The organism is Marinilactibacillus sp. 15R (assembly GCF_001895285.1).
Classification (GTDB): Bacteria; Bacillota; Bacilli; order Lactobacillales; family Carnobacteriaceae_A; genus Marinilactibacillus; species Marinilactibacillus piezotolerans.
The window spans coordinates 334,919-359,210 of the sequence record NZ_CP017761.1 but is presented as its reverse complement, the minus strand read 5'-3'; the positions used below and the strand labels follow the sequence as shown (position 1 = coordinate 359,210).

Annotated in this window: 27 protein-coding genes; 26 read left to right on the top strand and 1 reads right to left on the bottom strand. The window is 35.1% G+C overall.

From position 1 onward, the window contains the following. Positions 1-27 precede the first annotated feature (27 nt). From tenA to citF, 19 genes are all read left to right on the top strand, one after another. Entirely contained in the window at positions 28-696 is a 669-nt protein-coding gene (gene tenA, locus BKP56_RS01630; RefSeq protein WP_072693437.1) for a thiaminase II, read from the top strand. A gap of 444 nt (positions 697-1,140) precedes the next feature. Further along, positions 1,141-2,076: an ABC transporter ATP-binding protein gene (locus BKP56_RS01625; RefSeq protein WP_072693436.1), complete on the top strand. Its 936-nt coding sequence runs from the start codon at positions 1,141-1,143 to the stop codon at positions 2,074-2,076. Beyond that, positions 2,069-2,839, top strand: a complete 771-nt coding sequence (locus BKP56_RS01620) for an ABC transporter permease (RefSeq protein ID WP_072693435.1) — start codon at positions 2,069-2,071, stop codon at positions 2,837-2,839. The genes BKP56_RS01625 and BKP56_RS01620 overlap by 8 nt, the downstream gene beginning before the upstream one ends. A gap of 148 nt (positions 2,840-2,987) precedes the next feature. Next, entirely contained in the window at positions 2,988-3,407 is a 420-nt protein-coding gene (locus BKP56_RS01615; RefSeq protein ID WP_072693434.1) for a MarR family winged helix-turn-helix transcriptional regulator, read from the top strand. Between the two features lies 1 nt (position 3,408). Beyond that, positions 3,409-4,038, top strand: coding sequence for a nitroreductase family protein (locus BKP56_RS01610; RefSeq protein ID WP_072693433.1), 630 nt, complete (start codon positions 3,409-3,411; stop codon positions 4,036-4,038). Between the two features lie 14 nt (positions 4,039-4,052). Next, entirely contained in the window at positions 4,053-4,340 is a 288-nt protein-coding gene (locus BKP56_RS01605) for a putative quinol monooxygenase (protein ID WP_072693432.1), read from the top strand. 228 nt (positions 4,341-4,568) lie between these two features. Beyond that, on the top strand, positions 4,569-5,567 hold the full coding sequence (add, locus tag BKP56_RS01600) for an adenosine deaminase (protein ID WP_072693431.1): 999 nt from the start codon (positions 4,569-4,571) through the stop codon (positions 5,565-5,567). Positions 5,568-5,831: 264 nt separating this feature from the next. Continuing rightward, positions 5,832-6,212, top strand: coding sequence for a VOC family protein (locus BKP56_RS01595; protein ID WP_072693430.1), 381 nt, complete (start codon positions 5,832-5,834; stop codon positions 6,210-6,212). A 60-nt stretch (positions 6,213-6,272) separates the two neighbouring features. After that, entirely contained in the window at positions 6,273-6,599 is a 327-nt protein-coding gene (locus tag BKP56_RS01590; RefSeq protein WP_072693429.1) for a hypothetical protein, read from the top strand. 48 nt (positions 6,600-6,647) lie between these two features. After that, entirely contained in the window at positions 6,648-6,812 is a 165-nt protein-coding gene (locus BKP56_RS13705) for a hypothetical protein (protein ID WP_156849201.1), read from the top strand. Then, positions 6,812-7,300, top strand: a complete 489-nt coding sequence (locus BKP56_RS01585; protein WP_072693428.1) for an ROK family protein — start codon at positions 6,812-6,814, stop codon at positions 7,298-7,300. Before BKP56_RS13705 ends, BKP56_RS01585 begins: the two co-directional genes overlap by 1 nt. A 435-nt stretch (positions 7,301-7,735) precedes the next feature. Beyond that, entirely contained in the window at positions 7,736-9,085 is a 1,350-nt protein-coding gene (locus BKP56_RS01580) for an oxaloacetate decarboxylase subunit alpha (RefSeq protein WP_232226948.1), read from the top strand. Then, positions 9,082-9,372, top strand: coding sequence for an OadG family protein (locus BKP56_RS01575; protein WP_072693426.1), 291 nt, complete (start codon positions 9,082-9,084; stop codon positions 9,370-9,372). The genes BKP56_RS01580 and BKP56_RS01575 overlap by 4 nt, the downstream gene beginning before the upstream one ends. Positions 9,373-9,384: 12 nt before the next feature. Beyond that, positions 9,385-9,753 (top strand): biotin/lipoyl-containing protein, encoded by a 369-nt coding sequence (locus BKP56_RS01570; protein WP_072693425.1) that lies wholly within the window; start codon positions 9,385-9,387, stop codon positions 9,751-9,753. A 21-nt stretch (positions 9,754-9,774) separates the two neighbouring features. Next, complete coding sequence (locus tag BKP56_RS01565) at positions 9,775-10,905, top strand: sodium ion-translocating decarboxylase subunit beta (protein WP_072693424.1); 1,131 nt, start codon at positions 9,775-9,777, stop codon at positions 10,903-10,905. A gap of 171 nt (positions 10,906-11,076) precedes the next feature. After that, positions 11,077-12,069 (top strand): [citrate (pro-3S)-lyase] ligase, encoded by a 993-nt coding sequence (gene citC / locus BKP56_RS01560; RefSeq protein WP_072693423.1) that lies wholly within the window; start codon positions 11,077-11,079, stop codon positions 12,067-12,069. A 4-nt stretch (positions 12,070-12,073) separates the two neighbouring features. Then, on the top strand, positions 12,074-12,394 hold the full coding sequence (gene citD / locus BKP56_RS01555; protein ID WP_072693422.1) for a citrate lyase acyl carrier protein: 321 nt from the start codon (positions 12,074-12,076) through the stop codon (positions 12,392-12,394). After that, positions 12,382-13,275: an aldolase/citrate lyase family protein gene (locus tag BKP56_RS01550; RefSeq protein WP_072693421.1), complete on the top strand. Its 894-nt coding sequence runs from the start codon at positions 12,382-12,384 to the stop codon at positions 13,273-13,275. The genes citD and BKP56_RS01550 overlap by 13 nt, the downstream gene beginning before the upstream one ends. Position 13,276: 1 nt before the next feature. Then, positions 13,277-14,812 carry a citrate lyase subunit alpha gene (citF, locus tag BKP56_RS01545; protein WP_072693420.1) on the top strand — a complete coding sequence of 512 codons (1,536 nt, stop codon included), beginning with the start codon at positions 13,277-13,279 and terminating at the stop codon, positions 14,810-14,812. Between the two features lie 541 nt (positions 14,813-15,353). Here the strand turns inward: citF and BKP56_RS01540 are convergent. Further along, entirely contained in the window at positions 15,354-16,673 is a 1,320-nt protein-coding gene (locus tag BKP56_RS01540; RefSeq protein WP_072693419.1) for an IS1380 family transposase, read from the bottom strand. A gap of 206 nt (positions 16,674-16,879) precedes the next feature. On the opposite strand from BKP56_RS01540, the gene BKP56_RS01535 reads away from it, so the two are divergent. The 7 genes from BKP56_RS01535 (at position 16,880) to BKP56_RS01505 (ending at position 23,839) form a co-directional block, all read left to right on the top strand. Further along, positions 16,880-18,235: a 2-hydroxycarboxylate transporter family protein gene (locus BKP56_RS01535; RefSeq protein ID WP_232226918.1), complete on the top strand. Its 1,356-nt coding sequence runs from the start codon at positions 16,880-16,882 to the stop codon at positions 18,233-18,235. Between the two features lie 165 nt (positions 18,236-18,400). Beyond that, positions 18,401-19,120 carry a GntR family transcriptional regulator gene (locus BKP56_RS01530; protein WP_072693418.1) on the top strand — a complete coding sequence of 240 codons (720 nt, stop codon included), beginning with the start codon at positions 18,401-18,403 and terminating at the stop codon, positions 19,118-19,120. Next, on the top strand, positions 19,107-20,060 hold the full coding sequence (citG, locus tag BKP56_RS01525) for a triphosphoribosyl-dephospho-CoA synthase CitG (protein ID WP_083540437.1): 954 nt from the start codon (positions 19,107-19,109) through the stop codon (positions 20,058-20,060). Before BKP56_RS01530 ends, citG begins: the two co-directional genes overlap by 14 nt. Before the next feature lie 2 nt (positions 20,061-20,062). Further along, a complete protein-coding gene (gene citX / locus BKP56_RS01520) occupies positions 20,063-20,611 on the top strand; it encodes a citrate lyase holo-[acyl-carrier protein] synthase (protein ID WP_072693417.1) in 549 nt (182 codons plus the stop codon). Positions 20,612-20,668: 57 nt separating this feature from the next. Then, a complete protein-coding gene (locus BKP56_RS01515; protein WP_072693416.1) occupies positions 20,669-22,006 on the top strand; it encodes a DUF1576 domain-containing protein in 1,338 nt (445 codons plus the stop codon). Between the two features lie 219 nt (positions 22,007-22,225). Next, entirely contained in the window at positions 22,226-22,783 is a 558-nt protein-coding gene (locus BKP56_RS01510; RefSeq protein WP_072693415.1) for a winged helix-turn-helix domain-containing protein, read from the top strand. Positions 22,784-22,807: 24 nt separating this feature from the next. Beyond that, entirely contained in the window at positions 22,808-23,839 is a 1,032-nt protein-coding gene (locus BKP56_RS01505) for an MFS transporter (RefSeq protein WP_198033968.1), read from the top strand. Positions 23,840-24,292: the final 453 nt, after the last annotated feature.

The window sequence follows — 24,292 nt, the reverse complement described above, 5'->3', positions numbered from 1 at the left end:
CAGTAATCAAATTTTCAGGAGGATATGATGTCATTTACAGCAAAAGCACGACAAGCAGCTTCAGCTTCATGGCAAGGCAGTTTTTCTCATCCGTTCATTACGGAACTACAATCAGGTGCATTAAAAGAGGATGTTTTTCGCTATTACTTAGTGCAGGATCATTATTATCTACACCATTTTAATAAGCTCTATACCTTGATTGCGCAACAGACAAATGATCAAGCACTGAGAACCTTACTTTTAGAGAATGCCCAAAATTTAGCTTTAGGAGAAATCGCCATTCGAGAATATTTTTTCGAAGAATTGGGTATTACGGAGGAGGAAATAGAGGAAACACCTATTGCTCCGACAGCTTACCATTATGTTTCCCATATGTATCGACAATTAATTGAAGGTACACCAAATACAGCAGCGGCTAGCTTGCTGCCTTGCTCATGGTTATATCAGGAAATAGGAAATACTTTAATTGCTAAACAGTCACCTGTTCCGATTTATCAACGTTGGATTGAAACGTATGCTGGGTTGGAAGCTTTAGAACACATACAACAAGAACGAAAGATTTTAGACCGTTTGTATGATGAAAGTTCTGAATTAGAACAGCAACAGATGCTGGAAGCTTTTGTTATCAGCAGTGAAATGGAATATGGCTTTTGGGAAATGGCCTATCAGAAAGAAACTTGGAAGAAAGATATATAAAATTAGAAGATATAAGCGATTTGCTGTATTAATTTAAATAATTATGTAATGACCCCACCTTAATATATTAAGAGGGGGTTATTTTAAACCGTAAAGCAAATTAACCGCTATAGTCCTTTAAGAGCCGATAGAATTAGGTGGAAATCCATTTAACCACTATTAACATTCTTTTCGAAGAACAACTAGAAAGATATATTGTGAAAATTTTGAATGAAAAAATCATGGGATAAGTGAATCATATGAAGTAGAGTTTACTGGTGAAGGAAAGGCTATCAATGAATGTTGACGAATAGGAAATTATTTATGAAAATGACGTCTTTTCGTTTAGAGAAACAATAGACAGCTTATTTACTTACAAAAAATGAGAAAAAATGCTTTTTTTCATCATTGTAGAAGAATCCATGTTAAAATAAGGAATCATATCTATAAGGAGATCATTATTAAATGACGTATGCACTCGAAATAAAGGATTTGAAAAAAGTCTATGGAACAGGCGTTGTGGCATTAAAAGGAATCAATTTAAACGTGGAAGAAGGAGATTTCTATGCGCTATTAGGTCCCAATGGTGCTGGAAAGTCTACTACAATTGGTATCATTACGTCCTTGGTTAATAAAACCTCTGGAAAAGTAAAAGTTTTTGGACATGATCTTGATACTGACTTGGTAAGATTGAAACAACAGATTGGATTAGTTCCTCAGGAGTTCAACTTCAATCCCTTTGAAACAGTTCAACAGATCGTTGTCAATCAAGCTGGATATTATGGAGTTTCTCGTAAAGAAGCATTAGAACGTAGTGAAAAGTACTTAAAACAATCTGACTTGTGGGAAAAACGAAATGTTCGGGCACGTATGCTTTCAGGTGGAATGAAACGAAGATTGATGATTGCCAGAGCTTTGATGCACGAGCCGCGATTGCTGATTCTTGATGAACCAACCGCTGGTGTGGATATCGAATTAAGAAGAGAGATGTGGACATTTCTTAGAGAATTGAATAAGAATGGGACAACGATTATCCTGACGACTCATTATCTGGAAGAAGCGGAAATGCTTTGTCGGAATATCGGAATTATTCAGTCGGGTGAACTGATTGAAAACACTAGTATGAAAACCTTACTAGCAAAATTGCAGTTTGAAACATTCATTTTTGACTTGGATCGTTTTGATAAGAAGCCTGAAATCAAAGGATACACAAATTATTTTGAAGATGAGCAAACACTCGCTGTGGAAATCGAACGTAACCAAGGGGTGAATCAATTGTTTGAGCAGTTGACTCAACAAGGAATTAAAGTTCTTTCAATGCGGAATAAGTCTAATCGATTGGAAGAGTTATTCCTGAAAATTACAGAAGACAAAAAACCAGTGGAGGAAAAACATGTTTAATCTTTATTTCACAGCTTTAAAAAGTCTGGCTGCAAAGGAAACTAATCGTTATCTACGCATCTGGGTACAGACACTCGTACCGCCAGTTATCACAACGTCATTATACTTTGTTATTTTTGGTAATCTGATTGGTGGACGAATTGGTCAGATGGAAGGATTCTCTTATATGGAGTTTATCGTACCTGGCTTGATTATGATGTCTGTCATTACCAGTTCGTATTCTAATGTATCGTCATCATTTTTCTCTCAGAAATTTCAGAAGAATATTGAAGAACTGCTGATTGCACCTGTCCCAACGCATGTCATTATGTGGGGATTCGTCTTTGGGGGACTAGGTAGAAGCATTCTAGTAGGTATATTAGTAACAGTTATTTCTTTATTTTTTGTACCACTTCAGGTATTTTCCTGGTTCATTATTATCGTTACACTACTGATGACTTCAATTTTATTCTCATTAGCCGGGCTATTGAATGGGATTTTTGCCCAGTCATTTGATGATGTATCTATTGTACCTACCTTTGTCTTGCAGCCATTGACTTATCTTGGTGGAGTATTTTATTCTATTTCAGAATTGCCATCTTTCTGGCAAGGTGTTTCAAAAATCAATCCGATCGTTTATATGATATCCGGATTTAGATATGGTTTTTTAGGTGTAATTGATGTACCCATCATGGTGTCGATGGGTATTCTTGTAATTTTTATTGTGGGTCTTTATTCGACTTGCTGGTATTTGATTGAAAAAGGCCGCGGATTGAGAAGTTAAGAAATGAAAAGCTGATTTTGAACAGATTATTGTTCAAGATCAGTTTTTTTATTTAATTTACTAAAAGTATTTACATAAAGTAAGCAAAGGTGTATAGTTGACTTATCAACAGTTGACTAGTCAATTGTTCAGTGAGGGGGAGAATGAAATGGGCATTAGAGAGATTAGTCGGTTGCTTTATCAGCTGAAAATTGCGAACCAGGTAATGACTTCCAAGTTTGAGAAAGAAACAGGATTTAGCCTGACAAGGTATGAACTTATGAGATTTTTGAAAGAAACAGAAAAATGTTCTCAGACAAAGATCCAAACAGAATTATGTATCGATAGTGCAGCTGTAACGAGACACTTGAAGATAATAGAAGAAAAAGGCTATATCACTAGAAAACGAAATAGCCAAAACAATAGAGAAATCTTTGTCGAAATAACCCCAAAGGCTATTAAGGAATTAGAGAAATGCGAGTCAGATCATAATTCGACAGAAAATACTCTAAGTAGTTCTCTCAGCGAACTGGAAGAAAAGAAATTATCAGAACTGTTAGACAAATTAATGGAAAAAAAGAGGGATTAATATGAACAAGAACAACGATTTTTCAGATATCACATACAACAGAAAGTCCGTCCGCGTTTATGATGAAAAGGTTAAGATTTCTCATGAAGAAATGCTTGAAATGATTCAGGAATCAACGATAGCACCATCTTCAGTCAACATGCAGCCATGGCGCTTTGTGGTTGTTGAAAGCGAAGAAGAGAAAGCTAAACTTAGACCATTGATTCGTTTCAACAAAAGACAAAATGATACTTCAGCAGCCATGGTTCTGATTTTTGGAGATATGGAATGTTATGAATACGGAGAAGAAATCTATAATAGAGCCGTAGAAGAAGGGAAAATGTCTCCGGAAGTTAGAGACGAACAATTGGCAGCTATTATTCCTCACTACAAAAACTTCACTAGACAAAAAATGAACGACGTTGTCAAAATCGATTCAAGTCTAGCGGCTATGCAGTTTATGCTGGTTGCACGCAGTCATGGATACGATACGAACGCAATCGGTGGATTTGAAGATGACCAATTAGCTGAAGCTTTCGGACTGAATAAAGACCGTTATGTACCTGTTATGATTCTTTCAGTCGGAAAAGCTGCAGAAACAGGTTACAATTCTATTCGCCTAGAAGCTGACAGATTTACTACATTCGTATAAGAGGAGCAAAATACATGAAAATTATTAATGCATCATTCTTTATTAAAGAAGACAAACGGGAAACTTTTTTATCAGATATCAAAGCTTTGATTGAATCTACTCGTTTAGAAAAAGGATGTCTGCAGTATCATCTATATGAATCTCTAGAAGAAACTAACCATTTCATGATGGTAGAAAATTGGGAAAATCAGGAAGCAATGGATGAGCACGGAAAGAATCCTTTATTGCAGAGGTTATTTAAAGATATTCCAGAGTACAGTTCGAAAGCACCTGAATTGAAAGTATCAGAAGTAATTGAATAAAGTTTGTTTAGATTAAGAAAAGCATCTTCCTTGTGGAGGTGCTTTTTTAAGATTATTCGCTTTTAAAACCATTAATTTTAATTAGGAATTTATTATAGTATGAAACGAATAAAAAAACGAATGATAGAAGAATTTTTTTTATAAATATCTGTTAAATAATCTGGTATTCTGTTATGATAGTCCATAAAATATCGTATAGCGATGAATGGACTGAAAGCAGGCGACTTTATGAATAGAGAATGGATACACGCATTACCGAAAGTAGAATTACACTGTCATTTAGACGGGTCTATTCCAATGGCGACTTTGAAAGAACTGGCTGAAGCAGCAGACCTACCAAAAGATTGGATGGAACAAGCCGTAGCACCAGCCTTATGTCTAGACTTGAAAGATTACTTATCCACTTTTGATGCGGTGCTGCCCGTACTGCAGAGTGAAGCGAATTTAACAAAAGCTGCTTATGCAGTTGCTAGAGCAGCGCATGAAGAGAATGTCGTTTATCTGGAAATGAGATTTGGACCCTTGCTGCATCAGAGAGAAGGATTATCAACCAGACAAGTTATTGAAGCAGTCTGCAAAGGTGTCGAGCAGGCAATGGCTGAATTTCCAATCTTCGTTACGATTCTAGCGTGTGCTTTGCGCCATCACTCAGAAGAGAGAAATACTGAATTGTTCGAAGAAGTCAGTAAACTGCAGGTAGAGCAAGTTATTGGAATTGATGTAGCCGGAGATGAAGGAAACTTCCCGAATAGTTGTGTAGAAAAAGCGGTAAAGACGGGCGTTGATAGTAAGATGCTGTTAACCATGCATTCAGGGGAAACAGGTAGCTATGAAAATGTGCTTACGGCAATCGCATTTGGTGCCAAACGGATTGGTCATGGCGTGGCAATCAAAGAGGATCCAGAATCTATGGCAATCGTTAAAGAAAAGAATATACTGCTTGAGCTATGTCCAACCAGCAACTTGCAGACAGGCGCTGTCACTGGCTGGAAAGACTATCCACTAAGAGCCTTTATGAATTACGGAATACCTGTCAGCATCAATACTGATAACCGGACGGTCTCCGATACGACGCTGACCGATGAGTTCCTGATTTGTGCAAACCAGTTTGACTTAACGAAACAAGAAATGAAGGATCTGAATAAGACAGCGATGCAGCATGCATTTGCCAGCGATAAAGTAAAACAAGAGGTTATAAATAAAATCGACTTTTTTGGAAATGAATAAATTTATCTAATATACTGAGAATAAATTGATGATATCATGATTAAGAAATACTCCTAAAATATTTTCTAGGAGTATTTTTATGTTTAAGGGGATATAATTATTAGCTTCATATATTCCAACAGATACATAAAAGTTTTAATATAGTTTAGCTTTATATAATAAAAAAATAATTTTTTAAATTATCCATGCTATACTGGACGCTAGTTATTAAACATAGTTTAAAAAGTTGTCGGGACAGAAAAATATATTAAAGGAGATGCTCTTATGAGAATCGAACATGCTGCAGTTTGGGTTAAAGATTTAAATAAAATAAAGAAATTTTATGAAACATACTTTGGAGCAAAAAGTGGCGAGTTATACCATAATCAGAAAACTGGATTTACGTCTTATTTCCTATCGTTTGATACGGGGGCACGGTTAGAAATTATGAATAAAGCAGAGTTAAATACTAACAATGGTATGATGCTCGGATATGCACATTTGGCATTTGGAGTGGGCACAGAAAAAGACGTAGATCAATTAACTGATAAAATTGTAAAAGATGGATATCCATTACTAAACGGTCCAAGAGTTACTGGGGATGGTTATTATGAAGCAGTCATCGCTGACCCAGAAGGAAACTTGATAGAAATCACAACAGAGTAGCGCTAGCGCAATGATTTTGTAGCAGTTAATTGAAAATAGATTAACAAGGACTGTAAGTTTATGAAAGAGAAAGACATGAAAAGTAATAAACCACAACATATTAGAGAAAATAATCTTGAGTATATTGAATTTCTTCTAAAAAAATATACAAAACTTTCTCAAAAAGAGTTAGCTCAATTAAATGGATTAAGTATTGTAACCATAAAAAAAGTACTTGAAACATTACTGGAAAATGGTAGCGTCCAAGAGTCGGATAAACGTTCCATAACTGGAGGAAGAAGCGCACGTCTCTATGAATATAATCCCAGACATAAGCTACTTTTAGTTGTTCAGTTAATTGAAACTGAAGAACAAATGAGAGGTGTTTATTCAATCTGTGATATGTAGGGGGAACGTATCTATGAAGAAGTTGCTAGAGAAAATTCTTCATCATGGATGGGAATTTCTACATGTATCAGAGAATTAATCGACAGGTATGAAGCTATTGCCGCAATTGCATTTGGAGTTCCAGGTGTTGAAGTTCAAGGGAAATTAAAAGTTATTGATTTTTCGTCCTTATTGAACTTCGAGCTTGAAAAAAATCTGATGACCTTCCCATAGTGATTGAAAACGACGTGAACGCTGCTTTGCTAGGCTATAGTAGTTCCCTTCATAATCGGGAAAGTATTGCTGTTGGTCTCTATTATCCTATGAATTTTCCACCGGGAGCGGTTATAGTTATAAATGGACAAATACTTCAAGGGAAAAATGGATTAGCGGGAGAAGTTAAAAGTTTACCCTTGGAAGCGAAATGGCAGAATTATCCACGGATTCCGATTAATATCGAGAAACATATACGAGAAGTCATTCAAACGATTATTAGTATGTATGATCCAGACAGAATAATTTTATATGCTAACCCTGACATAATTTGGAGTAATCAACTTAAACAAATAGAAGAAGACTTAAGAGTAATCTATCCTTATGTAGATCTTCCAGTTATCAAAATCTCAACATTTTTTACTGAAGATTATATGAAAGGCCTGATCGTAAGAGGTTTAGAGACGATTGCAGCCACAGATAGATTTAGTGATAATGACGAAAAGTAAAAGTCAGTTCATCTATTAATATCTTTAGGATTAAGGTCAAAGTGAATAGACAATATATAGTTTGGAAAAATATATAAATTTTAAAGAATCTCATTTTTGAGATTCTTTTTTTACTTGAAATTTTAAAAACTGGAAAATATATAGCTCAATTAATTAAAGAGTAGAAAAGAGGTGATAAGTGTTTTTAAAATGTGTATCCTGTTTTTTTACTGTTTATTTTGACTTTGAGTAAAATTGAAAGCGTATACTGATGGATGTAAAACTTATACAGAAAACATAATCATTAAGGTTCTTTAAATACTCAAAGACAGTGACAGATGCTCTAAATACGTTGTTTATTTAATTATGAATTGAAGATTGGAAGTGAATATAGTGGGAGAACAAAAGAAAGTTTTATTTACTGAAACAGTATTGCGAGATGCCCATCAGAGCTTGATGGCAACTCGCATGAAAACAAGCGAAATGATCCCGATATTAGAAAAAATGGATGCTGCTGGCTATGATGCTTTGGAGTGTTGGGGTGGAGCAACATTTGATGCTGCTATCCGCTTTCTGAATGAGGATCCTTGGGATAGATTGAGAATTTTTAAAAAATCAATCCACCATACAAAATTACAGATGCTTTTAAGAGGGCAAAACCTTTTAGGGTATCGCCATTATGCAGATGATATTGTCGATAAGTTTGTTGAAAAAGCTATTTTTAATGGAATTGATATATTAAGAGTTTTTGATGCATTGAATGACCCGCGCAATATGGAAGGTTGCGTCAAAGCTATTAAGAAATATGGAGGACATGCACAATTGACTATTTGTTATACCGTCAGTCCAATTCATACAATTGAGTATTATATAAACTTGGTAAAAGAATTGGACGAAATGGGAGCAGATTCAATTTGTATAAAGGATATGGCAGGTATTTTGACACCTAAAGTTGCAGAAGAGCTCATTCCTGCTCTTAAAAATGTAACGAGTTTACCTATAGAAGTTCATACTCATGCGACAAGTGGAACCTCAGAGATGACTTATCTAACTGCCGTTAAAGCTGGTGCCGATAAGATTGATACAGCGATTTCTCCATTTTCTGGTGGAACGAGTCAACCTGCTACTGAAACACTTGGAATTGTACTTGAAGAATTAGGTTATGATACGCACTTAGATATGGAGACTTTACAAGATATAGCAGACTACTTTAAGCCAATTAAAGATCACTACCTAAAAGAAGGTACATTGGATCCGAAGATGTTGACTGTCGATCCAAAAACGTTATTCTATCAAGTTCCTGGAGGTATGTTATCCAATTTGTACTCTCAACTGAAACAAGCGAAAGCTGAACATAGATATGAAGAGGTATTAAGAGAAGTTCCAAGAGTCAGAGAAGATCTAGGTTTTCCGCCGCTAGTAACGCCTATGAGCCAGATGGTAGGAACCCAAGCAGTCTTTAATGTTCTTTCTGGTGAAAGATATAAGATGATTCCAAATGAAATTAAAGATTATGTTAGCGGCGCTTATGGAAAATCACCCGCTCCAATAAGTGAAGAAATGAAGCATAAAATTATTGGAAATAAAGCAGTAATTAAAGGTAGACCAGCCGATTTGCTACAACCAGAATTTGAGGAATTAAAAAATGAGTTAGGTGATTTAGCTCAATCAGACGAAGATGTACTGGTTTATGCTATGTTCCCTCAAATAGGAAAAGAGTTTTTAGAGAATAAGTATAAACAAGAAGTAAAACAAGAAAATGAAGTCATACGAATCAACGCCACGATGAGGGAGGGAGACATTTGATTGATATTAGTTTATTGAAAGGGGTAGAAATTACTCTGGTTTCTATAACAGTTGTTTTCGTTGTGCTTGTCGGACTTATGCTGATTATTGAGTCTTTTAAATATATTTTTAAAGAAGACAGTGCACAACAAAATGCTCAGATAGTAAAAAAAGAAACGAAAGAATGTATTTCAATAGAAGATGATCAGGAAAGTAAAAGAGTAGCAGCCATTACTGCGTTAATTATGGCAAATGAGGAACAACAGGATAGACATTATCAGATTACGTCAATCAAACGGATAAAATGAAGGAGCTTAAAAATGAAGAATTATAAAATTACAGTAGATGGAAAAACATATGCTGTATCAGTAGAAGAAGTAAACGAATCAGTGGGTGCTGCAAAAGATTCATTAAAGAACACTTCCAAGGAACAAGAAATGCTTCAAACAACTCAAAGCCAACCAGCACCAGCTTCTTCTGGAATAGATATTACAGCACCGATGCCAGGAACCATTATTGATGTAAGAGTACAAGCTGGAGCAACTGTTAAAGCAGGACAAGTAATCTGTGTATTAGAAGCTATGAAAATGGAAAATGAAATTGTGGCGCCAGAAGATGGAACAATAAGCGAAATGAAGATTTCTAAAGGGACCCAGGTAGAAGCTGGAGAGCTTTTAGTGAAAATATAAAGAAAATAAGGAGTTGAGAAAATGCTTGAAGCTATACTCGGAATATTTACAGAATCTGGTTTTTCAGAAATTACGTATAAAAATATCATTGTCATTGGGATTGCCTGTATTTTTCTCTACTTAGCGATAAAAAAAGGGTATGAACCTTACTTATTGATTCCTATTGCATTTGGGATGTTGCTTGTAAACTTGCCTTTAGGCGGGTTAATGGCATCCCCTGGAAATGGAACAAATGGCGGATTGCTGTATTACCTCTATCAAGGAACAAACTTAGGAATCTACCCGCCTTTGATCTTTTTATGTCTAGGAGCCACTACCGATTTTGCACCACTCATTGCTAACCCAAAAACTTTGTTATTAGGCGGCGCTGCACAAATCGGTATCTTTATTGCTTTTTTTGGAGCGATTGCCCTTGGGATGACAGGACCCGAGTCAGCATCTATTGGAATTATCGGGGGAGCGGATGGTCCAACAGCTATATTTACAACAAGTAGACTGGCACCACATTTGCTTTCCGCCATTGCATTAGCTGCTTATTCTTATATGGCATTGGTACCGATCATCCAACCCCCTATTATGAAATTACTAACGACAGAAAGCCAACGCAAAATCAAAATGGAGCAATTAAGAAATGTATCTCATACAGAGAAAATAGTTTTTCCCATCGTAGTAACTATATTTACAATTTTGATTCTACCTTCATCTGCACCTCTAATTGGTATGCTGATGTTGGGTAATCTTATAAAAGAAAGCGGACAAGTGCCTAAGATTACTGAAACACTTCAAAACTCATTTATGTATATTATTACCATTCTATTAGGAATAACTGTTGGGGCAAAAGCTGAAGCAGATATCTTATTATCAATGCAAACAGGTAAAATTATTATACTAGGGTTAATTGCTTTTTCAGCTGGAACGGCAGGTGGTTTATTGATGGGACAAGTCATGTATAGATTATCAAAAGGAAAAATTAATCCGCTGATTGGTGCTGCTGGAGTATCTGCGGTACCTATGGCTGCACGAGTAGTACAAAAAGAAGGAGCAAAAGCAAATCCATCTAACTTCTTATTGATGCATGCCATGGGACCTAATGTTGCAGGAGTAATAGGATCAGCGGTAGCAGCGGGTGTGTTGTTACAATACTTTGGGTAGAAGATAGTAAAGAAACTGAGAAATATTTGATCCTATAAACTACTTAGTTTCTTCATACTGTTTTTTTACTGTTTTCCCTGCTTTTTTACTGTGTTTTTCCTCAAATACCCGCTTTGGAAGCGTATACTATTTTTGTTGCATTAAGATTTTTGAAAGGAGGGATGTGAAAAGTTGGAAGTACGGAGACTCTGGATCAATAAAAGAAAGAAAGATTACCTAAGCTGGTTAGAATTACTGAAAAAGGTAGGAATCCGTGAAGAAAAAAATATTGATCTAGTTATTGGAATATATGAAGAAGACAAACTAATAGCAACTGGAGCTGTTTTTGGGAATGTGATAAAATGCGTTGCTGTTTGTAAAAAATATATAGGTGGATCCGTTGTAGGATTATTAGTCAGTAGATTAGAGGAACTGATTTATCAGGATTATGATTCTTGCTATTTATATACAAAACCTGAAGTTACTTCTTCCTTTCGATATTTAGGGTTTCAAGAAATTGCTCGTGTAGATGATGTTCTTGTATTTATGGAAAAGGCACTTAATGGATTCTCTGAGTATTTGAAGCAAATCAAGAAGTTCCGCAAGCCAGGGCGTAAACAAGCGGCGCTAGTGATAAATGCGAACCCATTCACTTTGGGACATCAATATTTAGTTGAAATAGCAGCTAAGGAAAATGATGTAGTGTATGTGTTTGTTGTTTCAGAAGATCGTTCCTATGTTCCTTTTGAAGATCGATATTATTTAGTACAAAAAGGTACAGAACATCTTTCGAATGTGGTTGTGCTAGAAACCGGACCTTATCTAATTTCTCAAGCAACCTTTCCTTCTTATTTTCTACCCGAGAAAATTGACGTTACAATGATCCAAGCCAAACTGGATGCCATCTTATTCAAGGGAAAAATTGCTCCAGCAATGAATATAAGTTATCGCTATGCCGGAGAAGAGCCTTTGTCAAAAACGACCGCTATTTATAATGAGCAGATGAAAAATGTTTTTGATAAAAAAGTTCAATTGATCATTTTAGAAAGAAAGAGGATAGAAGAACAGGTTATTAGTGCTTCTATAGTGAGGGAACTCTGGCGGAAAGGAGATCTAAAAGCAATTAGACCTTTCGTTCCGCAAGCAACCTTCTCGTATATTAAAAATCATTTAGAAGGAGTGTAGGATTATGGAACAACTTATGGTTCACAGACAGGGCGTTGCTGGAACACTTGAATCATCAGATATACAGATAATGATCAATCAAAATATGGACAATGGAATTGAAATTGAGTTATCCAGTTCTGTTGAAAAACAATATGGACAACAAATCAGAAAAGTAATTACAGAAACATTAATGAACTTGGGAATGGAAAACGTAAAATTAAAAGCTCAAGATCAAGGAGCACTAGATTGTACGATCAAAGCGCGGACGATTGCTGCAGCATACCGGGCAGCAAACAAGGTCTCATCAATTGATTGGGAGGGGATCGAAGAATGGAACGTATAAGAAGAACAATGATGTTTGTTCCAGCAAGTAATGCAGGTATGTTGAGAGAAGCAAACTTATATGGTGCTGATTCTATAATGTTTGACTTGGAAGATTCTATTTCATTACTTGAAAAAGATTCTGCAAGGTTTTTGGTCTATCAAGCAGTAAAAACGATAGACTATGAAAACACAGAAATTATAGTTCGTATAAACGCATTGGATGCTGGTGGCCGAGATGACATAGAAGCTATGGTCAGAGCCGGAATTGATGCCATTCGTCTACCAAAAACTGAAACAGCTCAAGATGTTGCAGATGCAGAAGAAGTAATTGCTGAAGTAGAAGAAAAATGTGGTCGCAAATTAGGCTCAACAAAAATTTTTGCAGCAATTGAAGGACCTCTAGGTGTATTGAATGCCTATAGTATTGCGACAGCTAGTGAACGTATTATTGGAATTGCCATTGGTGCAGAAGATTATGTAACCTCAATGAAAACACGTCGCTACCCAGAAAAGAATAGTGAAGAATTATTTTTTGCCCGCTCAATGATTATCCATGCAGCAAGGGCAGCTGGTATTGCAGCAATTGATACAGTTTTTTCTGATATTAATGATATGGATACTTTGCGTAAAGAGACTGAATTTATTAAACAATTAGGATTTGATGGAAAATCAGTTATCAATCCTCGTCAAATCTCAGTTATCAATAAAGTATTTACTCCGCAGAAAAAAGAAATTGAGAATGCAGAAGATGTGATGTCAGCTATTAAAGAAGCAGAAGCAAAAGGATCAGGGGTAATTGCATTAAACGGAAAAATGATTGATAAGCCAATTGTTGAGAGAGCTCAAAGAACACTTCAACTAGCAAAAGCAGCGGGTATGTTGCAGGAAGGAGAGCAATAGAATGATGAAAAATGGAGTAGAACGAGACATACCAGAAGAAATCGAAAAAAAATACGGGAATTACGAGAGTGCCTTTAGTCGTAAACCAGTCTATTCAAGAGCAACGAGCCAAGTTACATCAGTAAATCCTGGCGATTCAAAAATGCTTTCTACAGTTCGTGAAGCGATTGAAGCAGCAGGACTGAAAGACGGTATGACTATTTCCTTCCACCATCACTTTAGAGAAGGTGATGCAGTTATGAATATGGTTATGGAAGAGATTGCGAAATTAGGAATAAAGAATCTTTCAATTGCACCTAGTTCGATTTCTAATATTCATGAACCGCTGATCGGCTATATTAAAGAGGGAATCATAACGAACATCACATCAAGCGGACTACGAGATAATTTGGGTGCTGCCATTTCAAGCGGTTTAATGGAAAATCCAGTTATTATTCGTTCCCACGGCGGACGTGCAAGAGCTATTGAAACCGGAGAAATCCATATTGATATTGCTTTTCTTGGAGCACCTTCTTCCGATGAATACGGAAACGTAAATGGGATTAAAGGAAAAGCGCCTTGTGGATCTCTTGGGTATGCAAAAATGGATGCTAAATATGCAGATAAGGTAATTATATTAACGGATACTTTAGTGCCGTATCCAAATACGCCTATTAGTATTTCTCAAACAGATGTAGATTACGTAGTAAAAGTTGATTCGATTGGAGACCCTGATGGTATTGCAAAGGGTGCTACGCGTATTACTAAAAATCCAAAAGACTTACTTATAGCTAAAAATGCAGCACGCGTTATTGAAGCTTCACCCTACTTTACAGAAGGATTTTCTTTTCAAACGGGGACAGGTGGATCAACATTAGCTGTTGCGAAATACTTAGCTGAAATAATGCGTCAGAAGAAAATAACTGCGAGTTTCGCTCTTGGGGGTATTACTCAGCAGATGGGGGACATGTTAGAAGAGGGATTAGTTGAAAATATTATTGATGTGCAAACCTTTGATAAAGGTGGCATTCAATCAATGATCAATAATCCAAATCATTATGAGATAGATGCTGGATTTTATGCAAGCCCCGGAAACAAGGGAGCCGCAGTGAATCAACTAGACATTGTCGTACTTTCAGCACTTGAAATGGACTCAGATTTCAATGTGAATGTTTTAACAGGGTCTGATGGCGTAATTAGAGGTGCATCAGGAGGACATAATGATACTTCTGCTGCTTCTAAAATGAATATTATATGCTGTCCACTAATTAGAGGGCGTATTCCTACTATAGTTGATAGAGTAAATACCGTTATTACACCAGGAGAAACAGTTGATGTTGTTGTCACAGAGATTGGGATTGCTATCAATCCAAAGCGTGAAGATTTAAAAGATAGCTTTAAATCATTATCGATTCCTCAATTCACAATGAAAGAATTGAAAGAAAAAGCGTATAAGATCGTAGGGAAACCGGAAGCGATTGAATATGGTGATAAAACAGTAGCGGTTATCCAGTATCGAGATGGTAGCATTATTGATACTGTCCACAATATTATCTAGCTTTAATAGATTAAATAGTTTTCTACGATAGGGTTAAAACAGATGTAAGCACTAGAGAGATATAGTGAATTTAAAAGTGAAAACATTCACAATAATACCTTTTGAATATTTTAAAATATTATTAGATGAATTGATTTGCTGGTAGTTTTGGGGAGATTTACTCGAATTCTCTGAACTATAAAGAAGATGATCGACACAAAGCATATTTATAATTTTTTGAGTTCGGGTAACTTCTGATAGTGTAAAGAAAAAGAGATTTCTTGAGGTAACCTTTCCAGAACTAATACTGAAGTGTTCAAAATCAATCTTAAAGAATAAATTTGAGAAAACATTCACTCCTGAATAATTCATAGCTCTGTAATTAAGCCTGTTTTCTTGAACAGATTATTTGTTTTTGAAAAAATTAGCGACTTTTTCATTAAACAATGTGTCTTTGGACTTGATTTCTACTGAATCAATCTCTTAAGGATTTTCTTAAGTGTTTAAGGGCATACTTCTCCCTTGAAAGTGAAGGATTGAAAATTTTTTTGCATTTAAGGGTCTAAATCCATTGCCTGGATTGCCTTAGGCGCTCAAAAACCTTATAAAATTCAGCTTGATATACATGGTAACTCGACAGTTTGAGATAAGCTTGTCTCCCTGTTTGAACGAGTTTACCGGCAACTTTAAGTAATCGCAATCGAATGGAATGAATCGTCATGCCCTGATTCAGTTTCTCAAACGCAATGGTCTTCAAAAAATTGACGAGGTTATAAGCCAAGACACTCATCATCATTCTGACATGGTTTTCCAGGAATCGTGGACTATCGGTTTTATCAAAATAAAACCCTGATTTCGCTTCTTTGATAAAGTTTTCCATTGTACCGCGTTTACCATAAAGAGAGAATACAGCTTCAGGAGAGATCGTCTCTGAAAGACTAGTCACAATAAACGAGTGTTGAAAGAGAAGTTCTCCTCCTTCACGAACAGATCGAATACAGACACGACGAGGTTTGGACCATGACTGAGCTTGATACAGTACAGAAAAATACTGAACTTCTCGCTCTTCCCATTTTTGGTTGTCCCCGTACAGGACTAATTGTTCAGCTCGTTGACTGAGCTTTTGATTGTTCTTTAACCGGATCACATAATGAGCGCTGTTGGCTTCGCAAGACTCATACACCTCTGGTGTAGCGAACCCACTGTCTCCCCGTACCAATATGTCGGTATGGGGTAATGCCTCATTGTAGTGAAGTAACAACGGGTCTATAAACCCTTTCACGCCTTTGGATGTGTATTGGTTCCCTGAACGCAGTTCAGCTTTCAAGAAATCTCCCGTTGAACCATCGAAGGCAAGTAAAGGATGGTACCCGTATGTCTGATAATGAGCGTTATAATCAGTCTGTTCTTGATGGCCAAAGGTATCTGAATGGGTAGAGTCAATATCTATGATCAATTCTGTATCATTGCGGATCAAACGTGCTTGATCGATTAATGCTTGATTCAAAGACTGTAGTTGATGGATATTTTCTTCTGAGAAACGGTCTAGAAAACGTGAAAGTGATGATTGAGAGGCTAAAGGCTTCTTGCCTAGCACCATTTGGAATACGGGATCTTGTCTTAAAAGATTCGCTGAAGAGTCTGCCGAATAGCCAGCGACCAGCTGCATGATGAACTGCTCAAGTATCGCTATATTATCATGGGTGAAATAGGCACGATGATCCGTTATGTGCAACAGGCCTTTGGCCAGTTCAGAGAAATTGAAGGTATTCATGACTTCTTTAACTAAGACTAATCCAGAATCGCTTGATAAGCGACCACCTGTATGGGAAATAGTGATGTTTGAATTGAATTTAACTTGATTTTTGTGTAAGCTAATCATTAGAAGAACTCCTTTCTTGTGGTTGGTTTAGTCACCTTTACCATATCAGAAAGGGGTTCTTTTTTCATCACTTAAAGGGTGATGATATAAAAAGTTAATTTCACCTGCCGTTAGGCAGTTTCTACATGTTCCAAAAGAAAGTATGAATTATTCAGGTTCACTTTATATTAATTAAAAATTAAAAGTTTTAGAGAGGAGTAATGAAAATGAGTAAAAAAAATCATGAGATGGGAAACCCGTCAGTGAAAGAACATACAACAAAGAAAAAAGAAAAGAAAACAATCAAAAAATTTTTTGGACTTCCGGTCTGGATAGTAGTTGTATTGATAGGGATTGTTTTAACAGCAACTTATACAGGCGCATTATCAAAAGACTTGTCAGGCGCATTTGCATTGATGTTTGCTATTGGGGTGGTTTTCAATGAAATTGGAGACCGAATTCCGATTTGGAATACTTATATTGGAGGCGGTATTGTACTCGCCTTCTTAGGAACAGCTGCTTTAGCTTACTTTAATATTTTACCAACTGAATACGTAGATCTAATTAACTGGGCAAACGGGGAAGTAAACTTTTTAACTTTCTTTATTGTCATTTTGATTACTGGTTCAGTTTTAGGTTTGGAAAGAAAACTACTTTTGAAATCCATTGCTGGTTATGTTCCTGCTATTCTAGGTGGCGTGGCAGGGGCTGGCTTACTAGGCATAGGAGTGGGGCTTTTATTTGGAGTGTCTCCTGCGGACACAATGATTCGTTACGTATTGCCAGTCATGGGAGGAGGAAATGGTGCGGGAGCAGTACCTTTAAGCCAAATTTACGAGACAGTAACAGGAAACCCAGCAGCTGATTATTATGCATTTGCAATTGCAATTTTAACTATTGCCAATATTTTTGCTATTATATCTGGTGGTTTGTTAAATGCTTTAGGGAACAAACGAAAAGGGTTAACAGGAGATAAAAAGACATTAATGAGAAATGCCTCTGAGATTGCATCTGAAGAAGAAGTCACAGAAGTATCAATGAAAGATTATGGTGGTGCAATGATGCTGTCCTTAACTTTTTATGCATTAGGTCTCTTATTTAGTAAGGTGTTGCTTCCAGAGGTATTTGGAGTAGCAATTCATCAATTCGCCTATATGATTATTTTTGTAGCTGCAGCTAACGCTTTTGGATTGATTCCGACATATGTTCGTAAAGCAGCTCAGACATTACAAAAATTCTTCACAAAAAATATGATTCTAATTATTATGGTTGGAGTCGGAGCAGATACAGATCTTGGTGAATTAATGGCTGCGATTACAATACCAAATGTTGTCATGGCGCTATTTATAGTTATCGGAGCAATCTTTGGCTCTGCTATAGTCGGCTACCTTGTAGGGTTTTATCCAATCGATTCTGCAGTTACAGCAGGTCTATGTATGGCTAATCGTGGAGGTTCAGGAGATTTAGCTGTTTTAGGAGCTGCCGGACGAATGGACCTAATCTCATACGCACAATTGTCTTCTCGTTTAGGAGGAGGTATGGTATTAATTATCGGGAGTCTAATTTTTGGAGCTTTGCTATAATAAAAATTTTCTAAATATATTAAATGCTATAAAAGGAGTAAGCCAAAATTGACTTGCTCTTTTAGCATATTTCGATGATAGTATAGAGGAAGAGATGAAAGACTTAATTATTATAGTAACTTATTGAATAATTGACAATCTGCAATTGTTAAGGAGTAGATAATATTGGACAGCTATATTGATGAAGTAATAGAAATAATGGATTTGTCCCAAAACAAACCATTAAATGAGATTGTGTTTGAAGGTTTTCGCCAAGCCATTATTAAAGGAATCATTCCTGTTGGGGAAAGAATAAATGAAAAGGAATGTGCAGTACAATTGAATATTAGCCGGACACCCATTCGAGAAGCACTTCGAAGGATCGAGAAAGAAGGGTTAGTGGAGTATATTCCAAAATTTGGAGTAGTCGTTAAAAAAATTTCCGTAGAAGATGCAGAAGAAATCTACCAAATTCGTAAATCACTCGATATTCTAGCGACCACTAATGCTATGAAAATTATGTCAGCAAAGGAATTTTCTCAAATGGAAAACCTCCTAGAAGAGACAAAGCGTGCAAATGAAGCAGAAGAAGTAGATAAAGTCATTCAATATTTCTCAGATTTTAATATGATGATCTATCAGTATAGTAGAATGCCTCGTTTGGAAGCCATTGTTCGAAAACTACGAGAATATCTTATGAGATTCCGTGATATCTCACTATCAGGAGAAAATAGAAGAAGAAAAGCATTGAATGAACATTGTCAGATTTTTAAAATGATGAAAAATCAAGAATATGATAAAATCTCAGATGTCATCGAAGAACATTTAGATTACTCAAAATCATTTGTCATTCAAGAAATGGTCCGTGTACAAGAAGGAGTTAAGGAGTCGCATGGTAGAAGTTAAAATAGAGACTGAAATTATCCCAGAAAATGAAATAAGTCGTTATCAGAACTGGGCCAATAAACTTGGACGTTATGCACAGCAAGCTGTCTTATACGAAGCTGTATTAGAGCCGAAACCTGGGCTAGTAGACTCTATAGATAATGGTTCTCACAAAGATATGGATATTTTCACTTTTATAGATAGTGCCAGCAGCTTGTATAGTGGTTTTGTAGAATTTGCTATGAATGGATTCAATCATACTGGAGATGCTCGTTCACTGTTTACGAAAATTCGCAAAACAGGTATCGAAATAGAAAAAAATATGTTTAAAGTAACAAATGGAATCAATACACATAAAGGCATTATTTTTTCAATGGGAATTGTTATTTCTGCAGTTGCCTTTTCTTTAAAGAATTATCAGAAAACAACTGTTAAAGAATTACCGGTCCTTAAACCTACCGAAGTGGAAATCGTTTTTTCAACTATACAAAAAATGACGGAAGGATTAGTTTCAAAAGACTTTTCTGCGTTAGAGACAAAAGAAATATTAACGAATGGTGAAAAATTGTATATAGAGTTTGGATTTTTAGGGATACGAGGAGAAGCAGAAGCTGGATTTCCCACTGTTAAAAATGTTCTCCCAAAATTAAGAAAAGGTAGCTTTAGAAAACCAGCACATAGTACGAAGGATATTTACTTAGATATACTTTTTATATTAATGTCAGATGTTCAAGATTCCACTGTAGTTTCTCGTGGTGGAATAGAAGCATTGGAATACGTAAAACAAACAGCTAGAATATTTCTAGAAAACGGAGGTATGCAGCAACATAATGCTATAGAAAAAATTATTAATATAAATGAACGCTTTCGTGAAAGGTGGATCAGCCCAGGAGGTTCCGCAGATTTATTAGCTATTACTATTTTATTTATTAAATTAGAAAATATAAACTTGGGAGGATAAGTATGGGTATTTTTGAAGGTTCCATTCCTTCTCTAGAAGAAGTACTGAAAAATCGAGAGAATCGTTCGTTATTTCAAAAAAAATTAAGTGATAAATTTCCAAAACATACATTGATTTCTTTAAAATGTAACATACCTGGACCAGTAAAGAATAATGCAATAATCCAGCAACTATTTGAATTCGGGAAAAAAGAAATAGAGGAAACTTTATACAGAAATGACTACGAAATTATCTATTTTAAAGAAATAAATTTACCCACAGGTCCTGAATGTTTTTACGTGATAAATGGTCTTCCTATAGACATCAAACAGCTTATGATCGAAATCGAAGAACAAAAAGAATTAGGACGACTCTTTGATAATGATGTTTTATATAATAAAAATGGTCTAATTGAAAGCATATCTCGTAAACAATTAAGTTATCCTTTACGACAATGTCTAATATGTAAGCAAGCTGCAAAAAGCTGTGGAAGAAACCGAACTCATCAATTAGAAGAATTATACGAAAAAATTGAGAATATAATAAGAAGTGATGGTAGAATTCGACTTTAAATAAATTACTGAACTTAAGATAAGTATCTATTAAATCTATCGAAAGTGAGGAATCAGATGAAGGTGATCCGACAGAAAAGTCACACGTTAAATATAGATAAAAAGGTAAGTGAACATACAAAATATTTGATTTTTACTGGTATCGCAGGATACTTCATAATTTTATCCTTTATATTTAATACTCCCCAAGAAATTTTCAACGGACAGGTAAAAATTCTTTTGTCTCCAGCCAATTTATTTACTGATTATTTTGCTTTAACAGATGCAGGGGTGACTTTCTTCAACTCTGGCTTAATGATTCTGCATGCAATGGCGATTATTCGAATCGTTCATGCTAAAATCAATGGTCCCATCATTGCCGCAGTCTTAACAATTGCCGGATTTTCCTTTTTTGGTAAGAATTTATATAATTCCATGCCGATTGTGATAGGTGCATTTTTATATGCTAAGGTGACCCATGTTCCAGCTAAGAACTCTCTACTAGCTGCATTATTCGGAACAGCATTAGGTCCTTTAGTGAGTGAGATCTCCTTTAATATAGGGCTTTCTATACCAATAGGAATAGGTGCTGGCTGGATTTCAGGAATTATAGCAGGGTTTCTTATTCCTCCATTATCAGATAGTTTTATAAAATTCACTAAAGGATTCAGTTTGTATAATATAGGATTTACCAGCGGCATTATTGGTACCGTTTTCTCTTCGCTGCTTCGAGGTTTTGGAGTAGATATTGAACCTGTAATTTTGCTTTCTTCAGGGAATAATATTCCAGCTAAAATTATTCTCTTTATCTTATTTCTTTCTCTTCTGCTAATTGGGCTATTTTTAAATGGGTGGACATTTAGAGGATATAAAAATTTAATTAAAGAGACTGGACAATTATCAACAGATTTTGTAGATATAAGTGGGTTTAGCATCAGTCTAATCAATGTTTCTATATTAGGATTATTGGGAATTGGCTATTCATTAGTATTAGGAGGAGATCTAAATGGTCCAGTAATAGGAGGCATTCTTACCTTAGCTGGATTTGGATCATTTGGAAAACATCCCAAAAATGTAATACCCATTTTAATAGGGGTAACTGGGCTAGGATTAATCAGCTCATATGATATCAGTTCGACTTCTGTTATTACCGTTGGACTTTTTGGAACTACCTTAGCTCCTCTGGCAGGGCATTATGGTAACAAAGTAGGCATCATCGCCGGAGCCTTACATCTACTTGTTGTAATGAACACGAGTTTTTTACATGGGGGAGTTAATTTATACAACAATGGATTTGCCGGAGGACTTGTTGCTGCTACACTAGTCCCTCTTTTAGAAGCCATTAAATATCATAAAGAAAAGCAGAAACAATGGAAAAACCCTGTCAATCCAGCTGATGAGGTTGAAGTCGATTAGAATATATTTAAATTTTTTTATAATTAATAAATTGAATGATTAAAGCATATATACAATTAATAGAGTCCTAAGAGTAAAGCTTTCCTCTTAGGGCTTTATATTTATTTGCGATTCGAAAAAGTTATTAAAAGACATTTTACAAATATATTCATTAGGGTTAATATTAATTTACCAGTTAATTTTTATTAACCTATAAAGATGAAATGAGGAGTGTTTAAATTGGAAAAATATTTAATTGAAAATTATGATCAACTTAAAGTGATTTCGGATTCCTTGAGAGTGAAAATTGTGATTATGTTGATAGAAAAAGAAATGACGGTTACTGAAATTGGGAAAGAGACTAATTTACCAAAAGCAAAAGTATTTTATCATTTAAAAGAATTAGAAAAATTTGGAATGATTAGTATTACGAGGAAAGAAGAAGTGAAAGGTAATGTCTACAAATATTATAGAGCTACTCATAAAGGCTTTGAAGTAGATCAAAAATTATTACCCCATCTAAAAGAAGATATTGGTTCTGTGCATAACACCATTATTATGCAACAATTGGAGAATGCAAAAATGGTTATAGCTAAGAATATCAATTTAATAAATGGGAAAAATAGTATATCTCAAACACGACAAATCAAATGTACAGAAGAAGAATTTAAATCATGGATGGAAGAATATAATAAGTTAATGACAAAATATGATAATTTAGAAGACGGGAACAACAGTAAAACATACTATATTAATACTGTAGGGATAGAAGTTGAAAATGAAATTTTTCAAAGCTGAATTTTATAGAAAGGGGGATAAATGTTGAAAAAAATATCATTAACTAATTTGAACAAGTATACTTACTTTTTTTTATCAACTAGTTTTATTATCACTTTTTTCAGATTTTTATCGATGCCATTTCTTACAATTTTCTTAAGCTATACAACTTACTTTTCTACAGCCCAAATCGGATTAATTATTGGGATTCCTGGTTTGATTCAATTGTTTTTAGGGGTAATAGCCTCTAATATTATTGATTATTTCTCAGATAAATTTTCTATTATTTTATCGATTTTTCTACCTGCCTATGGAATGTTGGGGTACATTTTTTTTGATAGCTATGTACTTATGCTACTTTCTTCAGTAGTTTGTGGAATAGGATGGTCTATTTACAACCCATTATTAATGAGTTGTTTGATGAGATATTCTAACAGAAATTCCGATACTATAATCGAAATCAATTATTGGATTATAAATTTGAGCGGAGCAATCGGGCCACTTGTGGGTGCGCTATTGAGTGATGGAAAATCAGAATTTCCATTTTTTCTATTTTCAGGAGCACTCTTTTTCTTGGCAATTAGTACATTAATTCTTTTTCCATATAAAAGAAAAAAGAAATTACTAGAAGAAAAACAAGATTCACCCCAATTGTTAGCTGTAATAGAGAATTTAAAGAATGATATTTTAATATTATGTAAAAGTAAAGCTTCTCTTTTTTTGTTCTTCTCTTTTTTCAGTATTAATTTTATAGAAGCACAATATAATACAAATTTTGCTTTGCATTTAACAGAAGTAACAAAGGATGGACCTAATGCTCTAGCGAGTATGATGATTGCGATGACAGCTACTATTTTGATACTACAACCTATTTCAATTAAAATATCTAAATTTGTAAAATTAAATGTACAATTAATTATTGGTTCTATCTTTTATACAGTTGGAATTTTGATTTTTGGGTTTTCATTTTCAGTTTCTATTTTTATTCTTTCAGCTATTCTATTGGCAATTGGAGAATTAATTATTGCACCTAAAATACAAGTTTTAACAGGGAAATCAGCACCTGAAGAGCTATAAACCACGGCTTTTGCATTTACCACAATGGGCGGAAATCTTGCTTTTTTTCTTGGACCTACTTTAGGAGGACTTTTATATGAGGAAAGCTTTCGCTCTATTTTTATACCATTTATCGTTATAATTGGTATAAGTACAGGGATAACAGCAATGGTGGCTAATATATATTATAAGAAACACAATACAAGTGCTTAAGAAATAAACGGGAATTGGCCAATTTTCCTAAAGCTAAAGCAAGGAATTAAGTGGATAAGTTTTTTCTATAATGAGAAAATTTCATACTTGTAGATAAATTCTACTTTCGTTCAAAAAATTAAGTTTATTGTAATAGGGTGCAATAAATTCAAAATAATTGAATGAAAAACTGAGTGGGTGTAAGGTAAGGGATGTAAGGAGAAGAGTTTATTTTCTCATGATGACAGTTTAGCTTAATTAATAAGCTAGACTACTGAATAT